Genomic DNA, 22463 nt, shown 5'->3' on the forward strand with positions numbered 1-22463 from the left:
GGACTAGTAGCTAAGTGTCATTGCGGGAAACTCGGTGAAGATCTGATCGGCTAGCTCTATGAGCGGGGCGCTTAGCACAGGAGCAAACAGCCCAATCACCGCGACAACGACCAGAAGCTTCACGGTGAGCGGCAAGCTTTCATCCTGGATCTGCGTCGCCGCCTGGAGGATGCCGATGACGAGGCCGACAACCACTGATGCAATGAGCGGCGGTAGAATCCAGATCATGAAAACCACCAGTGATTGGCTCATAAGAGTAATGATGCTGGATTCAGTGATGATCAGCCTCCCGGTAACGTATAACTCAGCACAAGCCCATGCATCAATTTTGACCAACCATCAATGGCAACAAACAAGAAGATCTTGAACGGAACAGATATAACAGTTGGTGAGACCATCGACATACCCATTGCCATCAAGATAGTTGTCACTATCAGATCTATAACAATAAAAGGCAGATAAAGTAGAAATCCTATCTCAAATCCGCGCTTCAATTCTGATAGCAAGAAAGATGGTACAAGTATTGCAAAGTCATCAGGCGTGGCTGCAGCGTGCATTTCCTCTGGCCAGACCTTTTCTGTCGAAGATAGGAAAAATCGCCGCTGCTCTTCATTTGTGAATTTCTTGAGATGCTCGCGCAAGGGCTCACTTCCGGCTTTAGCGGCGCTTACCCAGTCGTCGAATGTCTGATAGTGGAGCTTGGGATCCGACATGCGGTCATAGGTCTGCTCAGCAACGGGCGCACTAACGAACATAGTGAGGATCATCGCCGCGGCGTACAGCACCACATTGGGTGGTATGGTCTGGGTCCCGAGCGCATTGCGGACGAGGAAAAGAACAATTGATACCTTTACAAAGGCCGTTGTCGTGGCAACTGCTAAAACCAGCAGACCGAGTCCGGCGGTAACCGCAAGAAGCGCCAGGATTGTCGGCTGAGCTTCACTCATTGCATGCAAACCCGCCACGGAGCCTGATGCCCAGCTCTTCTCCGATGCGGACAATGTCGCCACGCCCGATACGCTGACCATTGGCCACTATGTCGACCGGGCCGTCGATCGGCCATCCAAGTTCAAAAATATGCCCTTCGCCGGCACTTCTTAATTCCCCAAGAGAAATAGGCCAGCGGCCGCATTCAAAGACAAGCACGATCTCGACATCGTCGAGATCCTTAGTAAGCTCCAGTTGCGATCCGGGTTGTGTCATATGCGCACTCTCCAAAGGACACGGTCGCGGGCGGAAAGGCCCCCGCAAGATTAATTCATCGCCGTCAAGATCCGCCTCGGCGCACAACTGGCCGACAGCTAGGGTGATCTGGCCGCGGCCGAACGGCGCAATATCGGGCAACAATGCATCACCGACACATGCGCTTCGAAGAAGCGCCGCAGGAAGGCGAAGCGTGCCGACCTCTCCTGCAACAATGAGCGGGAGCTCTGGAGGCAGCCCGCCCAGCTGCCGCGGCAACTGGGCAAGCAGTTCGCCTAGCGCGCGAAACGCAGGCGGTACTAAGCCGTCAAGTGGCGTGAACAGGAATAGACGGCCCTTGCCCTTGACCGCGCCGAAAATGATGTCGAGTTCAAGATGAGGAGCCAGCATCGTGGCTTCGCATACCCGCACGAGTTGCACGTTCAGACGCGTCGTCTCCTCCAGTCGAGTGACAAGCGGCTCCAGAGCGAGTTCGAGAATTAGCGAAGCAGTTGGCTCGGAAGGGAAGGCCAAGCCGTTCTGCACTGTCGTGATGAACTCCTCTACGAGCGGGCGCGACAGTGACAAGATGACCGTTTCGGCTCCCACTCTCCAGACGCAGTCAAGCATCGGAATGGCAGCAGGTTCCTGCTGCCAGACAAGCCCTGCCGTTCGCACCGATAGCGGCACCTCGTTGATCCGGCTTTGAAACGGCGTGCGCGGCGCTGCTGTATCATTGAGCCACGAGACAACCGTGTGGGACAGTTTCAGAACTGGTTCGAACATGGCGGGTGTGACCGCAGCGCCTATCAAAGACTGCACGGTCGTGTCATTCGGACGACCTCTTGCGACCGTCGGATCCGGTTGCGCGGCATTTAGGCAAGCGACCCCCTCGCATATTTCAGCAGTATCTCATCGTCGGCCTCGATCTCGGCTGCGGCCTCCGAATGAGTCTCGACGGCGCGCCGCACGTCGTCCTCGATTTGTTGCCATTTGTCCCTTGCCGCCGAACATATGACCCATAGCTCCCTCGTCCTGGACGCCGCCATCTCAGCCTCCTCTTGAGCGATTTGGGTATCATCAAGCATCTGCCGTCTGGAATTGATCTCAGCGGCAAGTTGTTCAGTGTGAAGGCGGTGACGGTCGAGCGCTGCGCTAGACAAGTTGTCGAGTGACATCAGATGCTGATAGAGCGCTGCTTCTTTTCTTGAACAATGTTGCTGTATCATTGCAAGCTCCCTAGAGGCATTTTGTACGGCTGAGGCGGCCACATCGCGCTGGGCTTCCTTCTTGGACAGCTCGCCAAGGGCACGACGCTCTTGCATTTCCTTCAGAAGCCGTATACTCGAAGACTGAATCCAGTTTACGCGGTCAGACGCGACATCCATGCGACCGTCTCCTCGAAATCTGACGCGTCATCTTCGCTCTGGCGCAGAAACTCCCTCAGTTCGTCGATTGACGCGACAGCCCGGTCAGTCAGGGGATCTCCACCTGGCTTGTATTCGCCAACATTGATCAAGAACTCGGTCTCGGCATAGCGCGACAGGAGCTCGCGGAAAATGGATGCTGCCTTGCGATGTGTCCCCGAAACGACTGCATCCATGACGCGGCTGCGACTCTGCAGCACATCAATAGCGGGGAAATGCGATCGCGCCGCAATAGCGCGTGAGAGGATGACATGGCCATCGAGAATACCACGCGATTCCTCGGCGATTGGATCACCCGTGCCATCACCCTCTACAAGCACCGTATAGAAGGCCGTGATTGAGCCCCGCTCACCCATGCCGGCGCGCTCGAGCAGGCCTGGCAGCATGCCAAAAACGGAAGGAGGAAAGCCCCGTCGCGTCGGCGGCTCACCCGCAGCAAGGCCTATTTCGCGCATAGCGCGGCAGAAGCGCGTCAGCGAATCCAGCATGAGAGCAACGCGTAGGCCTTGATCGCGGAAATATTCCGCGAGCGCAGTCGCCATTGGAGCGCATTGCGCACGCTCTACCGCCGAGCGGTCGGATGTTTCAACCACGACGACCGTACGGAGAAGGCCCTCTTCACCAAGATTCCTTTCGATGAATTCACGAACTTCCCGTCCACGTTCGCCTATGAGCGCCACTATGACGACGTCAGCGGCGGCACCCTTTACGATCTGTGACAACAGCGTCGACTTGCCACCACCTGGCTCGCCATAAATCCCGATCCGCTGGCCCTCGCCGCACGTCAGCAGACCATCGAGGACACGGACCCCAAGCGGGAATGGCCGCTCAATCATGCGCCTCGTCATCGGATTGGGGGCTCTGCCATGCAGGGGCCGAGTTTCGACGGTCTTGATTTCGCCTTTGCCGTCCAATGGGCGGCAACGACTGTCGATCACGCGACCGAGCAAATCGCCGCCGACGGGCACCTCACGCATTCGGCCAGTGGCCACGACCTCTGCGCGGCTGGATAGGCCCACCAAGTCCCCGATCGGTGTCAGCAATACACCATCACCCGACAGGCCGATCACCTCGGCCTCGAGCGACAGCCCGGTTCGCGGGTCCTCTAGGAGGCAAAGTTCCCCAATACGAGTGTCTGGCAAGACGGCATGAACCAGTGTGCCGATAGCCCGCGTGATCCGACCGCGCACCGCACGCGTGTCAATTCGCTTGGCCGCAGCCCTCAAAGACGAGATTGCTGGAACGAGAGCTCGAGTGTGGGCGTCAGCGTTATGTTCTGGGACGGGCTTTCTCATAGCTCGCCTTTCTCACAGAGCGTCCCGAAACCAAGGCGCAGCGCGCGCATCTGGGCGTCAAGTCCAAGGTCAACATTGCCGTACTCGCTCCACAGCACGCAGCGTTGCGGCGACAATGTCGGGTCGGGCTCGATCCGCACCCTTGGTCGACCATCCTGGCCGTCGCATCGAGCAAACTCTCGTGCAAGCATGTCGACTTGCATGGGAGAAACATGAAGGCAAACGTCGGCGCCGCTGTATTGACACTCTATGGCGTGACGAACAGCCCTCACCAATAGCTCGCCCGGATCGAAAGCGCCGATAAGATCGCTCAATATTTCCATCACGAGCTGCGGCAATTCCTGCTCCAGAGCCGCCTTTCGTCGCGCGATTTCGGAGATTGTCTCCGCAATCAACCCTGCCATCTCCTCGGTGCCTGCATTCGAGCCCTCCATGTGGCCGCGCGCCCACGCCCGCTGGTAAACCGCGCGTGCCCAGTTTCGAACGCGCTGCCGATGCCGTTCTGCCGCGGCAAGGGCTTGCGCGGCGCTGTGCCAGGTTTCGAGCTCGCTCGCGGGTATCAGTGGTCCGACTGGACGCATCTGCGGCGCTATTGGCCCCTCGGAAAGTTCGACTGTCATTTCACCGGGGTCTCTGTCTCAAAATGAGCTACTACAAGTGAAAGCAATTGGCCGGCGGCGGTCCAATGCTCATGTGCTGGAGTCTCCGCGGCAGTCCCCTCGGGCAATCGAAGAAGCACGCGGTTACGCTCGGTCGCTGAACTGTCCTGGAGCCAAGCTCCAAGACATGCGTGTCCATCGTATTCGATTTGCTGAGCGAGTTTTTCTGGGTCCGAGATCAGTCTTTTGTCAACAGCATGCAGCAGGTGTCGGATTCCGAATGCGTGTGCATCCACGCCGATGCGTTTAACAAGGATGGCAAGCTCAGGCTGAGAGACAAACGCGACCAGCGAACGGGCATGCCAGATACTACCAGCAAGAAGGGTCGCTCGATATGGATCATGCCCGCGTAGAAGGTCCGGCCTGCAGCCGATGTGGTTCAGATCCACGTCATCGTTGCCCAGCAATTCTGCCAGCCTTGGATGCAGTCTGGAACACTTCTGCAACTTCACTAACGTTTCGGCCGATAACGCTGGATCAAGACGCGCCGCAAGACGGGTTGGATGGGCCGAAGCCGCAAGCTCGCTCGCGCCCGGAAAGTGCGGACCATCAGGTCGGGCGGTCTGTATAGGCATTGGCAATGAGATGTCACCCACGTCCAATTGCAGGCATTCTTTTGCGAATGGCCTCGACAGCAGAAGCATCCCGGCGCCCCTCGACCTTGGAAACGCCGGTTGATTGCTTGCGCCGACGCGTAACAACGCCGATCAAGAGATAACAGGCCACGGCGAATACGGCTGCGGCAAAACCTGTTACGGTCGCCAGAAGTGGCGCAGGAAGAGGTAGTGATGCTTGTGGCAAAACAGCAGTCGGATCGGGCCGTTGCTCGTGTGCGGAACGTTCTACCGGCACCAAAACCACTTCCACCTTATCGTAGGACAGGCCTTCGATGCTGTCGGCTACAAGCATCTTTATCTTTGGCAGCAGAGCCGCGACATTTGTTTTTGCGTCGTGCCTGATAAACACCGAGGCCGAGGATGGCGTGGCACCGGCTCGCACAAGGTCGTTATGCGGCAGCACGACGTGAACACGTACAGAAAAAACGCCATCGATATCGCTGATCGTCCGCGACAACTCTTCGCTCAGGGCATACACGTAACGGGCACGCTCTTCGGTCGGCGAGGCAATCAGGCCTGATCCTTGGAATATCTCACCGAGGTTCTTGAAGGATTGGCGCGGCAGCCCCTTGGCGTTCAGAAGGTTGATTGAGAAGGCGAGCAGCTTTTCGTCAACCTGGATCGTGCTGGTTCCATCCTTGGCGACCACCCGGATCGCGGCGACCCCGTTGTCTTCAAGAAGTGCGAGCATTTCATTTGCCTCACGCTCTTGCAATTGCGTGTAGAGGTCGGCTTTGCAAGCAGTGAGGGCGACGAGAACTGGCAGCATGACAAGTCTAACCGACCGCCACCCTGACAGGCCACGCATGATTTCGCCCTCGGCCAAGCCAATCATGCGCGCGGTTCAGCCTTCCTTCAAAAGTTTATTCACGGATGATGTGACGCCGCTGACGCCTTTGGAGATAAGCGCCACCTGGGTGACGCCGTTGTAAACATCCCGAAGACCAGCCATCATCGTTTCGAAGTCTTGCCCTTGTTGGGGAATGCCCGAGATTCCGGTTCCCGCCTCACCTGGAACGGGAAGCTTCTGCGCCGGTCCCGGTAGAGCGCCCTTCGAAAGGGCTATGTCATGGTCGAGCGCGGGGAAGGAAACAGTGTTGTGTGGATATAGGGAGGAAATCGTCTGCAACACGCGATCGCCCATGCCGCTCGTCGGCGCAGCCGCGCGCTGAACATCCATCGCCGCAGCAACTGGCGCCGCACTCGCTGGCCCCGCGGCGGCATCGTTTTTCAGCGAGTCGGCTGCATGCCCTAAGGCGCGCTCAAACTGGGCCTGCTCGACAATCGACGGTGATCCGACCCTGGGGAGGCCAGCCGTTAGAGTGGCAGAGATCGACGTGACAGGCATCATCATGTAAGGACTCGGTTGCTCTCTCTGACCGGGCGAGCCCCGCCCATTCATCACCCGGTGTCGGCGCAACACTCCTAGGGGGGCAAGCTGACAACAAGCTGACTAACGGCGGCGTCATTTCGACAATCTAAAATCTCTTCGGCAATTTAGTCACTTGTGATGATTTCAGCGTTTGGTTTATCAGTGCGACATGCCGAGAACGCTTATCCAACCCGTCACCCTGCATGTTTTGAGACTTCTTTGTGCCGGGTTTTTTCTGTCCACCGGGATTCACCCGGCGCATGCAGTCCCGCTGTCCCTTCCGGCGACACCCTATAGATACACGGTTCTGGATCAGGAGCTCGCTGCAGCGTTGCAGGAATTCGGCAACAACCTGAATATCAGGGTCAACATCAGTCCTGCGGTGAAGGGGCGAATTCGCGGACGTATGCCTGATTTGCCACCGCGCGCGTTCCTCGACCGCTTGACGAACCTTTACGGTCTACAATGGTACTATGACGGCCTTGTGCTCTATGTGTCTGCTGCACAAGAATCGCAAACTCGAATGCTTTTGATGACGTCGATTCGCTTCGATGCGTTCAAGGGGGCTCTCGACAAGCTTGATATCTCCGACGAGCGCTATGTGGTCAAACCCGTGCCAGGCAATGGCCTCGTCTTCGTTTCCGGTCCACCGCGCTTCGTCGCACTCGTGGAGCAGACCTTTAACGGCTTGGTGGCGCAGGCGCAGGCGCAGACTCACATAGCGGCAACGCCAAAGGAATCAGTGCTGATCTTGTTTCGCGGCTCCTCCACTACGGTCGTTCGCGACGGACGACCGGATGCTTCTTATTCTTCTGACATCCCACAACAGGATAGCGTTGGCGGGAAGCCTGAGCTGGGCAAGAAATGAACATTGAGGATTTCCCGCAGCTCTGAAGAACATGACTGCGGCTACCCCTTTGTGAACTCTTCGCAAACTCGTCAGTTTCTCGAAAGCTAATCCGCTCATGATGAGTCCCGGCAGCTCTCGCGGTGACTCCGGCCATTGTGTTGGACCGAACCTTGGAGCCGGCCCGGAACACAGCAATTGAAGGCAGGGCAGGCGCATTCGTGACCTGCCGACGCTTGGAATTGTCGAATTTTGTGAAACGCAAGGGATCTTCTGTCGGGGTCTCTTGTGGGGATTTCAACGTCACGTCTGAGGATGCATAATGTCGGCCAGTAATCTTTCAACTTTCTACCGCTCAAATTCGCTACAGTCCGCAAGGGGTTGGCCGGGCCTGAAAGTTTCCCATTTTGCGACCCAGCATCAGCAAAGTGCATCGTGCTTCGAAGCGATGCTGTCCACTTGTGTGCTGGCAGACAAGCCCGGCTCTTTCGCGCAAGGGGATCTGCCAGCGTCGAATCTTGATTCGACAATGGATAAATTGCGGCAGGACCCTTTGGGCCATCTGGCACCGGATGTCTTGACATTGAATGGCTTGGAGCAACACCCACTGGATCTGCTGCCGCCAAATATGAGGGCGGCTCTCAAGGAGGACCAATCGCAACGCTCCAAGGCGACTGAAGCCCAACATCTGCTCGGCGTCACTCCGAAGATCGAGCCGGCTCCCAGGCCGAGCCCCGGAATCACGTGGAACGGTGGGTCGCTGACCACGGCTGAGTTGCAGATTGTTGCGGTACTCAACCGTCACAAGGACCAATGCCCGCTTACTTGGAAGTCGTTGACCGACAAAGCCAATGATCCCTCTACGCCACCGGATCTGAAAGCGGCGATCCAGGGACTGCAGCAGGATTCGGGACTTTTTTATGCGATTGGCTCGCAGGGCGACGGCCGCTGTGGAGGCAAGATCAACGCCAAGGACTTGGCCGGATTTTCAAACCACCACCCACAAGTTGCTGCATTTCAGGAAGCCCAAGCGCGAAGCTACGAGCAGAACTACATACCATCCGACGGCAGCGGAGGTTTGCAGCCTTCGGTCATGACCTTGAGCGATGCCTTGCGGGAGTTTTACCGGTACTCCGAAAATCTGTCCAAGGACCTGAGTCTGGATGAGTTCAAGAAAATGGTCGGCGGCGAATCGAAAAACGGCAAATTTCCGCCCCAGGTCATTGCGGCGGCGCAATATTTCCTCGATCACCCCGATGCTTGGAACCAGTTGTGCGGTGGCTCGAAAGGGAAGATGCACAAAGAGGATTTCCTGCAAGTCGCCTCATCGTCGATGAGCCTCACGCAAACTGAGCTGAATACGGTCGAGATGATCAAGGACCATCAGGACACGTTCTTTGGAAGCGGTGTTCTGACTCGCGACAAACTGGCGAAAATGAAAGACGACAAGAGCCTTGATCCGAAAGTGCGGGAAGCAGCCTCTCAGCTCCTTTCAGATCCTCTTTTGTTTGGCCTCCTGAACAATTCGATCACGGGCTATAAGACCCATCATAAATTCTTCGACTTTGGCGGCGGGCATACGGTTGATTCCGGCAATATCAGCAAAAAAGACTTTGCCCATTTTTGCACAAACATGTCGTCTGCGAACCGCAACGTTCAGCAGCCAATCACCCACGGCGCCCAAACCGCAGAAGAGCAGAATGCCGTCGCGGACATGAAGATGGGCCTGATGGACCAGCCTGACATTAAGTCAGCCAAAAAGAACGGCGGGGCCGTCATGCACGTCGTCGACTCCGTGCTCAAAATCGAGACGAAAGTGCTCGACTTGGCGGCAACGGCGGTGGGACTGCTCAGCTTCATTCCGGGCCTCGGACAAGTAGCCGATCTTGCCTCGATGGTTCTCGAGGCTGAGTCGCAAGCAGCCAATCTCCTGCGTACGGCCATTAACGGAGGCGATATGAAGCGAGCGCTGGAGGAAGCTGGCCTCAATATGGCCGCGCAGGCGATCGGCCTTATCGCAGGCCCCGAGGTCAAGCTGGCCATTCGAAATGGGCTCGTAAAGCACCTGATGGAAGAGGCCTTGGCGGCAGGCATTGATCTTTCGGTCTCGACGGCGCAGGACTACGCAGAAGGCTATGTGAATAACCTCAAAGCGCGCCTTGCAGGCGGCCCTGAGCAAAGCCTAGGCCTTCCGAGCATGCCATCATTCCAGAGTGTGGCAAGCAATGTGCCCTTCGTCGGCATTGCCTTATCCTAGCCGTCGCCTTGCGCGGAAGCTTTGGCTCGCGCGCTGACATAAGGGTCATTGTGGCACAAGCAGGGGTTCATCCGCATCAACGCAAGCGGTGTTCCTGACGCCATCTGGATCGGACTGTGAGGGGGATGTCCGAAGTCTGTGAAGACTTCGGTATATGACGACTTCAGAGTTACGCTGAGCCCAGCCATCTCGAGCCGGTGCGCCGGGTCGAGGTTTTCACGGGCGCCGGCCGGTAGCGGGAATGGTCTCCGGAAGGCACGGCGCGGATGGTGGCGGAGCGGCGCAGCCGAAGGAACGGCTGTCGCGCGCCCAGGGCGGCCTCCCGAACAGCAGACGATGATCTCCTGCCTTGGGCCTATATCCTCGTGCCACGCTCAAGGCAGTCGGCTGAAAACAGCGCTGATTTAAAACAGCATTATCCTGCACTGCACCCTCGATCCTTGCGCTCACCGATCGCTCGTCGACACGCACGCGGTCAAGTCGTTATCGGCGCTATGCCGATGGGCTTCGAGAGCAAGGTGGACGCTGAGCGGTGCGTCAGCCTCAGGGCGCGGCTGGCCAGCTTTGGGTCTCACGCTCTATGACGGCAACACCCGGCTGATCCACTTGGCCTGTTCGCGGGCTCCCGGCAGCGGCGCGGAAGCCACGGTCCGCCTTCCTCGGCTTCAGGCCAAAGATACCGCAGCATGCTCCAGAGCTATGTCTGCCGCCTTCGCCCCATCGTCGCTGGTCATGTGGAAAGGACAAGCAGGCTACGCACCCTATAATCCCGTCGGGCAGGATTCGACAGTCGACGGCGAGACATTCGCCAAACCTCCCCCTTGATTCTCAGCAACGTTAAAAAAAATTCACATAATGTTCGTGAGTGTAGTCTCCTGTCAGGTGGTACATTAGCCCCAATATCTGGCGTCTTAGTCGTAGAAAGGACTGTGATCTATCTTCCATTAGCATCCATACCAGCGGATTTACAGCAAATGACGAGAGAGGTCTCATGCGGATTGATGGGGATAGAAGGGCTAGCGGCTTGCTGCATCCCGTCCGGGTTGATGCTAACCAATGTTGACACTGGTAAATCGCCTAAGGACGGCAGCGCATCTTGATCGCCTTCGAATCCTGGGCCTTTGCGCGCATGCGGATCTAACCGTCGGCGAGCTGGCCGATATTACCGGTCTGCCTCGCGAGCAGGTTCGACGCCACGTTCGGCGGCTGGTCAGAGCCAACTTTCTTTGCTGCAACGAACAACGTCCGCAGTCTTCGTACCATATGCAAGCAGGAGGCAAGGATGGCGAGCTGGCTCAATTGGTGGTCGATCTCCTGCCCCACGATGATGGCCATCATAAAAGAGACCTACAACGCCTGGAAGCAATACAAGACGCGCGGTTGAAGGGACCGCCTGCTTGATCGTGAAATAGATCAGTCCAAATGGAGCGCGACTACCATGGATAACTCCGCCGGCGGCGCCATCGCGCAGCCCGACACTTACGGGCGGCCTCACTTAGCCGCCGTCGACTCCCGCGTTCACGAACTGCTTCTAAGACAGGAGCGTCAGGAGCGGACAACTCTCAAACTGATCGCCTCCGAGAACTTTGCCTCCTCGGCGGTGTTGGAAGCGACCGGGTCGATTTTCACCAACAAGTATGCCGAGGGATACCCCGGTGCGCGCTACTACGCCGGAAACGAGATCGTCGATGAGCTTGAGACCCTCGCGATCGAGCGCCTGAAAGCGCTATTTGGCAGTGAACATGCCAACGTCCAGCCTTATTCAGGCTCGCCAGCCAACCAGGCTGTCTATCGCGCGCTTTTGAGCCCCCGTGACAAAGTCATGGGCTTGCCTTTACCCGAAGGCGGCCATCTGACTCACGGTTGGTCCGTCAATTTTTCCGGCAGCGATTATCAGCGCGTCCCGTACAGGCTGCACGAAAAGACACAGCAAATTGACTATGACCACTTGCGCGAGACCGCCAAGCGGGAACGCCCGAAGCTAATTTGGGTCGGCGGAACTGCTTATCCGCGTATTTTTGACTACGCGGCAATGGCCGAAATTGCTTCGGAGGTGAACTCGTATCTGGTGGCTGACATCGCCCACATCTGCGGCCTGGTTGTCGCAGGAGTGCATCCGAACCCCGTGTCCCATTGCGATGTGGTCACCAGCACCTCTCACAAGTCGATCCGCGGTCCCCGGGGTGGCTTCATTTTATCAAGGAATGAAGACCGTTATCAGCCCCTCCATCATCCGAAGAGCAAACACAATCTGGCCAAACGTATAGACCGCGCCGTGTTCCCTCTTCTGCAAGGCGGACCGCATATGAATACTATCGCCGCGCTTGCCGTCGCTTTGCAGGAAGCAGCGAACTCGTCCTTTCGTGTCTACGGTCAGCAGATCGTCCACAACGCCAAGGCTCTGGCCCAGGCACTTCTGGAGCGAGGTTATGAACTCGTCACCGGGGGCACTGACAATCACATGCTGATCCTTGATCTTCGGGACCGGTCGCTGTCAGGCAAAGCCTATGCGGAGCGCTTATCGCGTGCAGGCATCATTGCGAATTTCAATATGGTCCCGGGCGACCGGCGGCATCCGGCGCTGACAAGCGGCATCCGCTTAGGGACACCAGCGGTGACGTCCATGGGCATGCGCGAAACGGAGATGGTGCAGATCGCCGCTTTCATCGACTCGGTCTGCCGCCAGCCCGATGACCAGGAAGTTCATGCGAGCGTACGAAGAGACGTTGCCGACTTCTGCACTGCGTTCGATGTTCCCGGCATCCCCGACCGATAAGCCACCCCAATCCAGAAACTCCTCACTAACTCCAGCACTTGAAGCGAGGGCATTTTTATGACCAGGCAGTTCGTGTTCTCTTCCGAATCCGTCGGCGCGGGACACCCCGATAAGATGGCAGACAACATCTCCGATGCCATTCTCGATGCGGTCCTGCGCACCGATCCGAAGGCGCGCGTCGCCTGTGAAGTGTTGGTGAAGACGGGGATGGTCGTTGTGGCTGGCGAGATCACCAGCCATGCCCACATCGATTACAGCCAAGTCGCCCGCGATACGATACTCGATATTGGCTACGACGATGATGCGATTGGCTTTGATGGTCGACGTTGCGCCGTCGTTCTGGCCCTCACCGAGCAGTCGCCCGACATAAGCCAGGGCGTTGATGAAGGACGAGGGCAGGATCTCGGGCAAGGGGCAGGGGATCAGGGCATCATGTTTGGATTCGCATGCAACGAGACGGATACATTGATGCCCCTGCCGATCCAACTCGCTCACCATTTGACGAAAAGACAGGCCGAGGTCCGGAAAGCGGGACAGCTTGGCTGGCTGCGTCCGGACGTGAAATCTCAAGTGTCGGTACGCTACGAAGGGCTCCGCCCGGTGGCGCTGGATACCATAGTCCTGTCAACGCAGCATGACGAAGCGGTCTCACAAGCCACGGTCCGCGAAGGCGTCATTGAGGAGATCATAAAACCGGTCCTGCCGGCCCACCTGGATACTTCGGGGATCAGATTTCTGGTCAACCCAACAGGGCGGTTCGTGGTCGGTGGGCCTGCCGGCGACTGCGGCCTCACAGGACGGAAGATCATCGTCGATTCCTACGGTGGGACCGGGCGTCACGGCGGCGGTGCCTTTTCGGGCAAGGACCCATCCAAGGTTGACCGCTCGGCGGCCTATGCCGCCCGGTATGTCGCGAAGAACATCGTTGCCAGCGGCCTTGCGGAGGTCTGCGAGGTTCAGCTTGCCTACGCGATCGGCGTGGCCAGTCCGGTTTCTGTCATGGTCAATACCTTCGGAACCGCAAGGATCGAGGAAAAAAGGATCGAGCGCCTTGTTCTCGAGGTTTTCAATCTCCGACCGAAAGGCATCATCAAGATGCTTGATCTCTTACGGCCGATATACCGCAAGACGGCGACATACGGACACTTCGGGCGTGAAGAGCCTGAGTTCACTTGGGAGAAGACGGACAAAGCTGACGATTTGCTGCGTGAAGCCGGACCGGCAGCTGCGTGAGGGCGGCTGGATCAAGCGCATGCGGCAACCCATTTCAACTCGCGAGACCACGCCCGGCCGGCGTGGCAAGAAGCCGGCTCGGGTTTTGGCGGAGATTTTGATGCCGGATTATGACGTGCTTTGCATCGGCAATGCCATTGTCGACATCATCGCCCAGTGCGACGAGGAATTCCTCGAGACCAACGGCATCATCAAGGGCGCGATGAACCTCATCGACACACAACGCGCCGAACTGCTCTACAGCCGCATGGGCCCGGCGATCGAAGCGTCCGGCGGCAGCGCCGGCAACACGGCGGCCGGCGTCGCCAGCTTTGGCGGCCGCGCGGCCTTCTTCGGCAAGGTCTCCAACGATGCGCTGGGCGAAATCTACGCCCACGACATCCATGCGCAGGGCGTCGCCTTCGGCACCACGCCGCTCAAGGGTGAGCCGCCGACGGCGCGCTCGATGATCTTCGTCACGCCCGACGGCGAGCGCTCGATGAACACCTATCTCGGCGCCTGCGTCGAGCTTGGCCCTGAGGATGTCGAAGCCGACAAGGCGTCCGGCGCCAAGGTCACCTATTTCGAAGGCTATCTGTGGGACCCGCCGCGCGCCAAGGAGGCAATCCGCCAGACGGCGAAGCTGGCGCACGCGGCAGGCCGAGAAGTGTCGATGACGCTGTCGGATTCGTTCTGCGTCGACCGCTACCGCGACGAATTCCTCGACCTGGTGCGCTCGGGCACGGTCGACATCGTCTTTGCCAACAGCCACGAGATCAAGTCGCTCTACCAGACATCGTCGTTCGACGAGGCGCTGGCCCAGATCCGCAAGGATTGCCGGATCGCCGCCGTCACCCGCTCGGAAAAAGGCTCGGTGATCGTGCGCGGCGACGAGACCGTGGTGATCAAGGCGACCGCCATCAAGGAACTGGTCGACACGACGGGCGCCGGCGATCTCTATGCCGCCGGCTTCCTGCATGGCTACACGCAAGGCCGCGACCTGCAGACTTGCGGCGACCTTGGCTCACTGGCAGCCGGATTGGTGATCCAGCAGATCGGCCCCAGGCCCCGTCAGAATTTGCGCCGCGAGGCTGAGCAGGCGGGGCTGACCATTCCGGACGTTCAAACGAGTTAGTGGCCTACCTTCCCGTTGTGCAGGCTATCTCGCCAGAAGCGCAATCACGGAATAGGGAAATCCTGATGTCGAACATGATGAAGGCGCTTGTGAAGGCCAAGGCCGAACCGGGCATCTGGATGGAAGAGGTGCCGGTGCCGGAAATCGGCCCCAACGACGTGCTGATCAAGATCAAGAAGACGGCGATCTGCGGCACCGACGTGCACATCTACAATTGGGACCAGTGGGCGCAGAAGACGGTGCCGGTGCCGATGGTGACGGGCCATGAATTCGTCGGCACCGTTGCCGATTTCGGCGCAGCGGTCACCGAATACAAGGTCGGCCAGCGTGTATCGGGCGAAGGCCACATCGTCTGCGGCCATTGCCGCAACTGTCGCGCCGGGCGAGGGCATCTGTGCCGCAACACGCTCGGCGTCGGCGTCAACCGTCCAGGCGCCTTCGGCGAGTATCTGGCGATCCCGCAGCACAATGTCGTGCCGATCCCCGACGATGTGCCCGATGAGATTGCCGCGATCTTCGATCCCTTGGGCAATGCCGTCCACACCGCATTGTCCTTCGATCTGGTCGGCGAGGACGTGCTGGTGACTGGCGCCGGGCCGATCGGCATCATGGGCGCGCTCGTCGCCCAATGCGTCGGCGCGCGCAAAGTGGTCATCACTGACATCAACCCGGTGCGGCTGGCGCTAGCCAAGAAACTCGGCGTCCAGCATGTCGTCGACGCCTCGAAGGAGAAGCTGCGCGACGTCATGCCGGTGCTCGGCATGACCGAGGGGTTCGACGTCGGCCTCGAAATGTCAGGCGCCGCCCCCGCTTTCCGCGACATGATCGACACCATGAACAATGGCGGCAAGATCGCCATTCTGGGCATCGCGCCGACCGGCTTCGAGATCGACTGGAACAAGGTCATCTTCAAGATGCTGCATCTCAAAGGCATCTACGGCCGCGAGATGTTCGAAACCTGGTACAAGATGATCGCGCTTGTGCAGGGTCCGCTGGATGTCTCCGGCCTGATCACCCACCGCATCGGCATCGACGATTTTCAGATCGGTTTCGATGCGATGAAGAGCGGCAGTTCCGGCAAGGTGGTGATGGACTGGTAGGGATTGCCTTGGCCGCTATTCAGGAAAAGCTGACGACAGCACCTCTGGTCCGCCGGACATTTTCCAACTAGGGGAACATGGCTGGGTGGAGAGCTATGGCTCCGCTACGTGCGCTCGCTAATCATATACGGCGACGTATCGCGGCCCACCCGGTGACGGTCGATGGGGCAATTCGCTTCAGTCGATGACGGAAACCCGGTGAACCGATGCTGAGGCCCCGACGCGATCGTCTATTTCCTATGATCTGCGATTGAGGTCGAGGTGTTGCCGCTTTCAGCGGGTAAGATGCGATAGACGACTTCCGGTACCCTTCCGGTCAGCGAAAAGGAAGGCAACGAGCCGCATTGCCTCAAGCAAAATGTTACCAATAGTGTCCTGTTCCAAAGGGGATGGACAGGTCGTGCCATTCCGGTTCGGGGGAAGGATGGCGCGGCTCAGCATGGCGACACGGTGAAGCGGCGATCGTGGAGCTTTATTGCGGCGTTGACAAGCGGCGCATTCTGGATGAGTTCGAGGCGGTAACCGGCTATTATTCGCAAGCGCGCGATCCGTCTTATGAACCGTCGTGAGCAGAGGCCGTCTGCGGGCAAGAGCCGCAGCCGCTGTTACGGCAGCGATGTCCGCGACGCGCTCATCGTGTTGTGGGAGGATTCGGAGCGGCTGGGTCCGCATCGACGCTCGCGGCGGCCAGCGCCGCCGGGCAGGAATGAGTTCGCAGTTCGCCGCTCGGTGCCAGCCCGCACCTTCGGCGATTGGAAAGATCCGCCGCCCGGCTTTGTTGAGCGCATTCGGGCACGTCTTCGTCAGGGAGCTTCGTGCAGACGATGGTGCTGACCGGATTGCCGCCGGCTGGACCGATTGCATTCCGCTCCGCACGCGCGACAGCGGCAATGTGATCATGGCGATCAAGCAGGCCCGCTCCCGGTTTCGCTGACCCTGTGCTGCTGTTTGCCGGCATCCGCCCGCACAGGAAGAGCTTGTAAAAGTGCGGAAATCGAGGAGCCGTTGGTCGTCGATCTTCAGCCTGAACGCGGTCGTTTGCTGGTGCCGCAAATCGGCTGTTGCATGTACATCCCTGTCAGACGTCAGTTTTCCTCGCCTATTTTGGTGTCGAGCGCGAAGTGCTCCAACCAGATTGCAAGGCTTTTTGGAAATGAGAGCGGCTTTGCGCAGGGCGCTCCGTTGTTGAGCATTCAAGCTACCAAGCCAATGACGCGCAGGTTCCACCAGGCTCGCCAGCCTTGAAGGACAGCGAAAAAAGCAGAGCACGACAGACACAACAGTGCATCAGGACGCCGCAGTCGTTGAAGATGGTGCGCTGCATCCATACCGTGGATGCATTCGATCCAAATAATCGATTTGTTCAATCAGTTTCTCGAAAGCTAACCCTACCCTCTGTGGGAATCGGGCTCTGAGCCGCGACGCTGCCTTGCGAGCGCAGGGGCTGCACGTAGGAGAGATGATGCAACGAGAAATCGCACGCGGGTTGCTGGCCTCGTGGGTTCGCCGACCGGCGTATTTGAGCCCGTCAGTTGGTCCTCACCCGCGCCTATTGCCACCGAGCGACTTGCATGTCCCTCCGACTCGGACCAGTTCCGAGAGCTGCGACGAGTTGCGCGCCGTGTGCTCCGATCAGATGGCCGCCGGTGACGCGTTCGATGGGCCGTCCCTCTTCGAGAGGAGATGAAATGCGAACGCTGCTCGTGGATCATCATGCGGATCTTGCGCGCGCCATGCGACTTGCGCTCGGGGATGGCGGCTTCGTCGTTGATGTCGTTGGTACTCTGGAACTGGCTTCGAGTGCATTTTCTTGCGCCAGCTATGAAATTCTCCTGCTGGAATTGGCTCTGCCAGATGGCGATGGCTTGGGTTGGCTGAGGCAGTTGAGGACCCACGGGCATTCAGTTCCTGCCGTCATTATGAGCAGCCTTAACGATCTCGATAAGCGAATTGCGATCTTCAACGGTGGTGCGGACGACTTTCTGCTCAAACCCATCTCTACCGATGAGCTTATTGCCAGAATGAGAGCCATTCTGCGCCGGGCGACACAGATGACCGACCTGAGGCTCGTATTTGGCAATCTCGACTTTGATCCGGTCGCCCGCCAGGTTTTCGTTGATGGGCACCCAATGATGATCGCACGTCGCGAACTCTGTGTTCTAGAGCACCTGCTTAACCGGGCAGGCCGCATCGTGCCCCGTGCGCAATTGGAAGATCACCTCTATTCATTCAACGACGACGTGTCTGCCAACGCGCTTGAAGTCGGAATTTATCGTTTACGGGGACATCTGACCAGATCAGGTGCAACGCCACGGATCAAGACCATCCGAGGCATTGGTTACATCCTAGAATTGACTGACGCCTCGTCCGCATAGTTTGTCGAATCGAAAGAAGATCTATTTTGCTGATCCTTCAACATCCTTGCGCTGCGCTCAATTGGCGGGCGATCGCCAACAAGGTTACAAGACCTGCAGTGCCCCGTTACCTGGGCCATCTCCTCTGCGCGCTTATTGTGACTTTCCCACTTGGTGTCGCGGCGCAAAACAAGCAGGACAAAGGCCCGCCGCATGCGGCTTCGAATAGCATCAACGCCACGCTGACCCTTTCCTCTTCGCTCGGGGAGACCGTTCATCTGCCCGGGCCAGCCACGACCATCTTTGTTGCTGACCCCACGATCGCGGATTTTCAGGCGCCATCGAGCAAAACAATCTTCGTCTTTGGCAAGAAATCGGGGCGGACCAGCCTATTCGCCTTGGATGGCAATGGCGAGCCTCTCGCCGAATTGCGTATCGTTGTCACGCAACCGATCGGGGATTTACGCGCCATGTTGCGGGAGCAGGTCGGCGACTATCCCATCCGCGTCAACTATACGCCGCGCGGCGCAATCCTTAGCGGGACGGCGCCCGACGCAGAGGTCGCCGACACCGCAAAAAGAGTCACTGAGCAATATCTGGGCGACGGAGCGCAAGTCGTCAACAACATCAAGGTCGCTGGATCCCTGCAAGTTAACCTCAGCGTGCGCGTAGCCGAAGTCTCACGCAGCGCCATGAAGTCACTCGGCGTCAACTTGTCCGCCTTCGGTCAAATCGGCAATTTCAAAGTGGGCGTTCTAAGCGGAAGCGCTGCAAGCGCTGGGTCTGGTTCAACCCAGGGTGGCGGTACAGCAGAAATCGGATTCGACAACGGTGCCGTCAACGTCAGCGCGGTTCTCGACGCGCTCGCCAAGGAGCATATAGCTTCCGTCCTGGCTGAGCCGAACCTCACCGCTATGTCGGGTGAAAAGGCCAGCTTTCTCGCGGGCGGCGAATTTCCCATTCCTGTCCTGCAGGAAAACAGGCAGGTATCGGTTGAATTCCGTCACTTCGGCGTCAGTCTGGAATTTGTGCCGACAGTTCTCAGCAACAATCAAATCAACATTCACGTAACGCCCGAAGTCAGTGAACTGTCGACGCAAGGTGCCGTGCAAATCAACGGAATTTCCGTGCCGGCAGTTTCCACGCGCCGAGCCGATACGGTCGTCGAACTCGCCAGCGGCCAGAGCTTCGCAATCGGCGGTCTAATCAGGCGGAACGTCAACAATGATGTCAGGGCCTTTCCCTGGCTCGGAGAACTGGCGATCCTGGGACCGCTTTTTCGCTCGACCTCGTTTCAAAAAGAGGAGTCAGAACTGGTCATTCTAGTTACGCCTTACATTGTAAGACCAGGCTCCAACCCAAACCAGATGAGCGCACCGACCGAGCGGGCGGCACCGGCTTTGAACGGAGGGGGCGCTCCGACGAATTCCGTGACAAGTCCCCCGCGAGACCGCGCTGCTATCCGTGCGGGCGCGCCAAGCGCCCAGGGCGGTCTCGGCTTCATCATCGAATAGTGTCATCCAAAGATGTTGCGTTTTATAATCCTCTTTGTCGCTCTGGCACCAAGCGTAAGTGGCTGCACAAGCACTACGCCAGTTGATGTCGAACCATCGGCACCAATGCTTGTCCGAGAGGAGACCACCGTCCTGACGTTGCAAAGCCTGCGCGCTTCCGAACGGCAGCGTTTGCGTGTTTTCCTAGACAAGGCCAGTCGCGGCCGGTTCGATGCCATCCACCTCCTCATCAGCGGTTCGCCCCAGCTCAGCGCAGGGGTAGCCCATCAGGCCAGGCAGTTGGCAATCGAAGAAGACAACATTCAATTGCGCGATCAACACGACGCCGGCTCAGTGCGAATTGAGGCGATTGTCTATCACGCCCGTCCGCCGGTCTGTCCCTCATATGGTGCCTTACCCAATGAAGAATCCTTCAAACAGCCGCTTGGTTGTTCGACAGGACATAACCTGGCCGTGATGGTCAACGATCCGCGCGATCTGCTCGACAATCAGGCCGTCAAGGCCGGCGATGGCGATCGTGCTTCTGTACCAGTTGCAACTTACAGAACATTCGGGACGGATAAAGGTGGCTGATACCGCCCTTATCTCGGCAGCACTCCTACCGGAGATTGAAAGCTTCCAATCGCGTCCTGATCTAAAATAAAAGGAACCGCTGGATGCAATATAGGCGCTATATCGAGGGCCTTAGGGCCGTTGCTGTACTTCCGGTCGTACTCTTTCATTTCGGAATTTCGGCGATCCCGGGTGGCTTTAGCGGGGTCGATATCTTCTTCGTCATCTCCGGCTACCTAACCAGCGGAAGCCTCCTGGATGACCTTGAACGCGGCCAATTTTCCATCGTCAACTTCTACTGGCGCCGTGCCCGGCGCATTCTGCCGGCGCTCGTCTTTGTGATGCTTCTCACCTGCATTGCGGCATTGTTCATTCTTCTGCCACCGGATCTGCGCGGATTCAGTCTTAGCATCATAGCTACCTCGACCTTCTGGTCGAACGTTTTCTTCTGGAAAACGTCAAGTTACTTCTCTATCGATGCCGCGCTTCTACCACTGTTGCACACTTGGCCGCTTTCCGTAGCGGAGCAGTACTACATCTTCGCACCAATCCTGATGTTCCTAATCTATCGCTACATCGGGAAGCGCTGGCTGACGACACTTCTTCCGATAATTCTCTGCAGCTTCGTAGTGGCGGTGATGGCGACATCGCTGGCACCCACCGCCGGATTCTATCTGCTGCCGACCCGAATCTGGGAACTCATGTTGGGCGCCCTGCTCATGCTCAAATGCCCCTCGCCGCTGGGCAACCGACTCCTGATGGAGTCGGTGGGGGTGGCCGGATTTGGCCTTCTCGCCATCGGGTTCTTCGCGATTTCGGCGAGTGATCCGTTCCCAGGCTACAACGCCTTGTATCCATGCATCGGAACGGCCCTTCTGATCTATGTTGGCCAAAATACCCCCTCGACGGTCGCCACCCGCATGCTCGAAGTCAGGCCGCTGGTCTGGATTGGGCTCATCTCGTATTCGTTGTATCTTGTTCACTGGCCTCTCAATGCGTTCGCGCACTATCTTTCGTTCCAAAAACTCGATCCGTTGATGACCGGTGCGATGTTGGTGGCAAGCCTCGCATTGGCTGCATTCTCCTGGAAGTTTGTAGAGCAGCCGTTTCGACAGAAGAGGGCCTTCACCTCCCCGGGGCCTATCTTCGCCTTTTCAGCGCTCGCGATCGTTGTCCTTTGTGCCGGCGGAGCGGCGGGGGCGCTCGGCAACGGCTTTCCGCAACGGTTTCCGGACTATGTCCAGCGGCGCATTTCCGTCGGGGACTGGAGGAATGGCATCTGTTTCAACGAGGGCACCAGCCGGATCGAAAGCTGGAATATGGAGGATTGCACGCGCACCAGCGGTTTTCCAACAACGGTTTTTTTGTGGGGCGACTCCTTCGCCGCGCACTATGTTTCCGGCTTGGGTGCTAACATAAATCGATTGCAGGCGAACATCGTTGAATATACGTACGCCAGCTGCGCGCCGATACTCTATTACTACCCGTACGATCGTCTTGATTGTGTCCGGTTCAATCGCAAGGCCTTGGACGTCATCTTGGAAGCGGACATCAAGACGGTTATCCTCAGCGGTAGATGGAGTGACTATGAGGTCAGAGGTTTCGACGGTCTTCAGCAAACAATCGCTACGCTTCGTGCCCTGGGCGTGCGCGTGTTTGTCATCGGCCAGTCTCCGCAGTTCCCAACTGACGTCCGGAAAATTGCGTTCTTCGCCAAGCGCCAAAATCTGGACGATACGTCCTGGCCGATCGCGATGGACCCCGACGTCAACGAACGTGTGCGCTCATTTACCAAAGGCGCCACATTCATCGATCCGCTGAAATTCCTGTGCAGCGCAGGACGCTGCGCCTATTTCGATAGAGGAGAGTTTTTATATTTCGACTATGGTCATTTCTCTTCAGCCGGCGCCACACTGGCAATCTCGAAATACTGGCCGGCTTTTGGCAAGGACAATGCTCTTCCTAAGACGAAGTAGCGGCTCAGCGGCTGACAAGCACCAGTACGGGTCCCAGTGATAGCTCCTGCTTCCGCAGCAGCCGCGACGATGGAGCTGTTCAGGTTTAAGGCCCCCCGATAGTGACCTAGGTGTGGAGCTTCAACAGGTTGTCCTCGATCAGGGCGAGGCGACTGATAGGCGTTTTTGACTTTAGGCTGCCATGTGGA

At 58.0% G+C, this 22463-nt stretch carries 20 protein-coding genes and 1 pseudogene; 12 read left to right on the top strand and 9 right to left on the bottom strand.

Annotated features, from left to right (window positions below; all coding sequences use genetic code 11):
- Positions 1 to 3: 3 nt before the first annotated feature.
- The 9 genes from FJV83_RS35675 to FJV83_RS35715 all read right to left on the bottom strand — a co-directional run bounded on the left by FJV83_RS35675 (position 4) and on the right by FJV83_RS35715 (position 6534).
- Complete coding sequence (locus FJV83_RS35675) at positions 4 to 279, bottom strand: EscS/YscS/HrcS family type III secretion system export apparatus protein (RefSeq protein ID WP_024505375.1); 276 nt, start codon at positions 277 to 279, stop codon at positions 4 to 6.
- Between the two features lie 2 nt (positions 280 to 281).
- Positions 282 to 947, bottom strand: coding sequence for a type III secretion system export apparatus subunit SctR (gene sctR / locus FJV83_RS35680; RefSeq protein WP_029354851.1), 666 nt, complete (start codon positions 945 to 947; stop codon positions 282 to 284).
- The gene (gene sctQ / locus FJV83_RS35685) at positions 940 to 1968 is read right to left on the bottom strand and encodes a type III secretion system cytoplasmic ring protein SctQ (RefSeq protein ID WP_095769044.1); all 1029 of its coding nucleotides are present in this window, start codon (positions 1966 to 1968) and stop codon (positions 940 to 942) included. The genes sctR and sctQ overlap by 8 nt, the downstream gene beginning before the upstream one ends.
- A gap of 89 nt (positions 1969 to 2057) precedes the next feature.
- Positions 2058 to 2570, bottom strand: coding sequence for a hypothetical protein (locus FJV83_RS35690; RefSeq protein WP_063169269.1), 513 nt, complete (start codon positions 2568 to 2570; stop codon positions 2058 to 2060).
- Positions 2546 to 3904 (bottom strand): type III secretion system ATPase SctN, encoded by a 1359-nt coding sequence (sctN, locus tag FJV83_RS35695; RefSeq protein ID WP_063169268.1) that lies wholly within the window; start codon positions 3902 to 3904, stop codon positions 2546 to 2548. The genes FJV83_RS35690 and sctN overlap by 25 nt, the downstream gene beginning before the upstream one ends.
- Complete coding sequence (gene sctL / locus FJV83_RS35700; RefSeq protein ID WP_024505371.1) at positions 3901 to 4524, bottom strand: type III secretion system stator protein SctL; 624 nt, start codon at positions 4522 to 4524, stop codon at positions 3901 to 3903. The genes sctN and sctL overlap by 4 nt, the downstream gene beginning before the upstream one ends.
- Positions 4521 to 5159, bottom strand: a complete 639-nt coding sequence (locus FJV83_RS35705) for a nodulation protein NolU (protein ID WP_306462320.1) — start codon at positions 5157 to 5159, stop codon at positions 4521 to 4523. The genes sctL and FJV83_RS35705 overlap by 4 nt, the downstream gene beginning before the upstream one ends.
- Complete coding sequence (gene sctJ, locus FJV83_RS35710; protein ID WP_024505369.1) at positions 5152 to 6015, bottom strand: type III secretion inner membrane ring lipoprotein SctJ; 864 nt, start codon at positions 6013 to 6015, stop codon at positions 5152 to 5154. The genes FJV83_RS35705 and sctJ overlap by 8 nt, the downstream gene beginning before the upstream one ends.
- A 9-nt stretch (positions 6016 to 6024) precedes the next feature.
- Complete coding sequence (locus tag FJV83_RS35715) at positions 6025 to 6534, bottom strand: nodulation protein NolB (RefSeq protein WP_024505368.1); 510 nt, start codon at positions 6532 to 6534, stop codon at positions 6025 to 6027.
- Between the two features lie 187 nt (positions 6535 to 6721).
- Between FJV83_RS35715 and FJV83_RS35720 the strand changes: the two genes are divergently transcribed.
- The 12 genes and pseudogenes from FJV83_RS35720 (at position 6722) to FJV83_RS35775 (ending at position 22275) form a co-directional block, all read left to right on the top strand.
- Entirely contained in the window at positions 6722 to 7420 is a 699-nt protein-coding gene (locus FJV83_RS35720) for a secretin N-terminal domain-containing protein (protein WP_024505367.1), read from the top strand.
- A gap of 301 nt (positions 7421 to 7721) precedes the next feature.
- The gene (locus FJV83_RS35725; RefSeq protein ID WP_024505366.1) at positions 7722 to 9656 is read left to right on the top strand and encodes an HrpF/NolX family T3SS translocon protein; all 1935 of its coding nucleotides are present in this window, start codon (positions 7722 to 7724) and stop codon (positions 9654 to 9656) included.
- A 1056-nt stretch (positions 9657 to 10712) separates the two neighbouring features.
- A complete protein-coding gene (locus FJV83_RS35730) occupies positions 10713 to 11057 on the top strand; it encodes a helix-turn-helix domain-containing protein (protein ID WP_082826567.1) in 345 nt (114 codons plus the stop codon).
- Positions 11058 to 11094: 37 nt separating this feature from the next.
- Positions 11095 to 12432, top strand: a complete 1338-nt coding sequence (glyA, locus tag FJV83_RS35735; protein WP_063169266.1) for a serine hydroxymethyltransferase — start codon at positions 11095 to 11097, stop codon at positions 12430 to 12432.
- Positions 12433 to 12489: 57 nt separating this feature from the next.
- Positions 12490 to 13665, top strand: coding sequence for a methionine adenosyltransferase (metK, locus tag FJV83_RS35740; protein WP_063169265.1), 1176 nt, complete (start codon positions 12490 to 12492; stop codon positions 13663 to 13665).
- Positions 13666 to 13765: 100 nt separating this feature from the next.
- Positions 13766 to 14779, top strand: a complete 1014-nt coding sequence (locus FJV83_RS35745) for an adenosine kinase (RefSeq protein ID WP_063170366.1) — start codon at positions 13766 to 13768, stop codon at positions 14777 to 14779.
- Between the two features lie 65 nt (positions 14780 to 14844).
- Entirely contained in the window at positions 14845 to 15879 is a 1035-nt protein-coding gene (gene tdh, locus FJV83_RS35750) for an L-threonine 3-dehydrogenase (RefSeq protein ID WP_063169264.1), read from the top strand.
- Positions 15880 to 16593: 714 nt separating this feature from the next.
- Positions 16594 to 16762: pseudogene (locus tag FJV83_RS37445) on the top strand (transposase); the annotation flags it as partial.
- Positions 16763 to 17567: 805 nt separating this feature from the next.
- Positions 17568 to 18254, top strand: coding sequence for a response regulator transcription factor (locus FJV83_RS35760; protein ID WP_063169262.1), 687 nt, complete (start codon positions 17568 to 17570; stop codon positions 18252 to 18254).
- Between the two features lie 71 nt (positions 18255 to 18325).
- Complete coding sequence (locus FJV83_RS35765) at positions 18326 to 19747, top strand: type II and III secretion system protein family protein (protein ID WP_063170365.1); 1422 nt, start codon at positions 18326 to 18328, stop codon at positions 19745 to 19747.
- Between the two features lie 12 nt (positions 19748 to 19759).
- Entirely contained in the window at positions 19760 to 20320 is a 561-nt protein-coding gene (locus FJV83_RS35770; protein WP_063169261.1) for a CpaD family pilus assembly lipoprotein, read from the top strand.
- 83 nt (positions 20321 to 20403) lie between these two features.
- Entirely contained in the window at positions 20404 to 22275 is a 1872-nt protein-coding gene (locus FJV83_RS35775) for an acyltransferase family protein (protein ID WP_063169260.1), read from the top strand.
- Positions 22276 to 22463: the final 188 nt, after the last annotated feature.

The organism is Mesorhizobium sp. WSM4307, from assembly GCF_007003945.1.
Classification (GTDB): domain Bacteria; phylum Pseudomonadota; class Alphaproteobacteria; order Rhizobiales; family Rhizobiaceae; genus Mesorhizobium.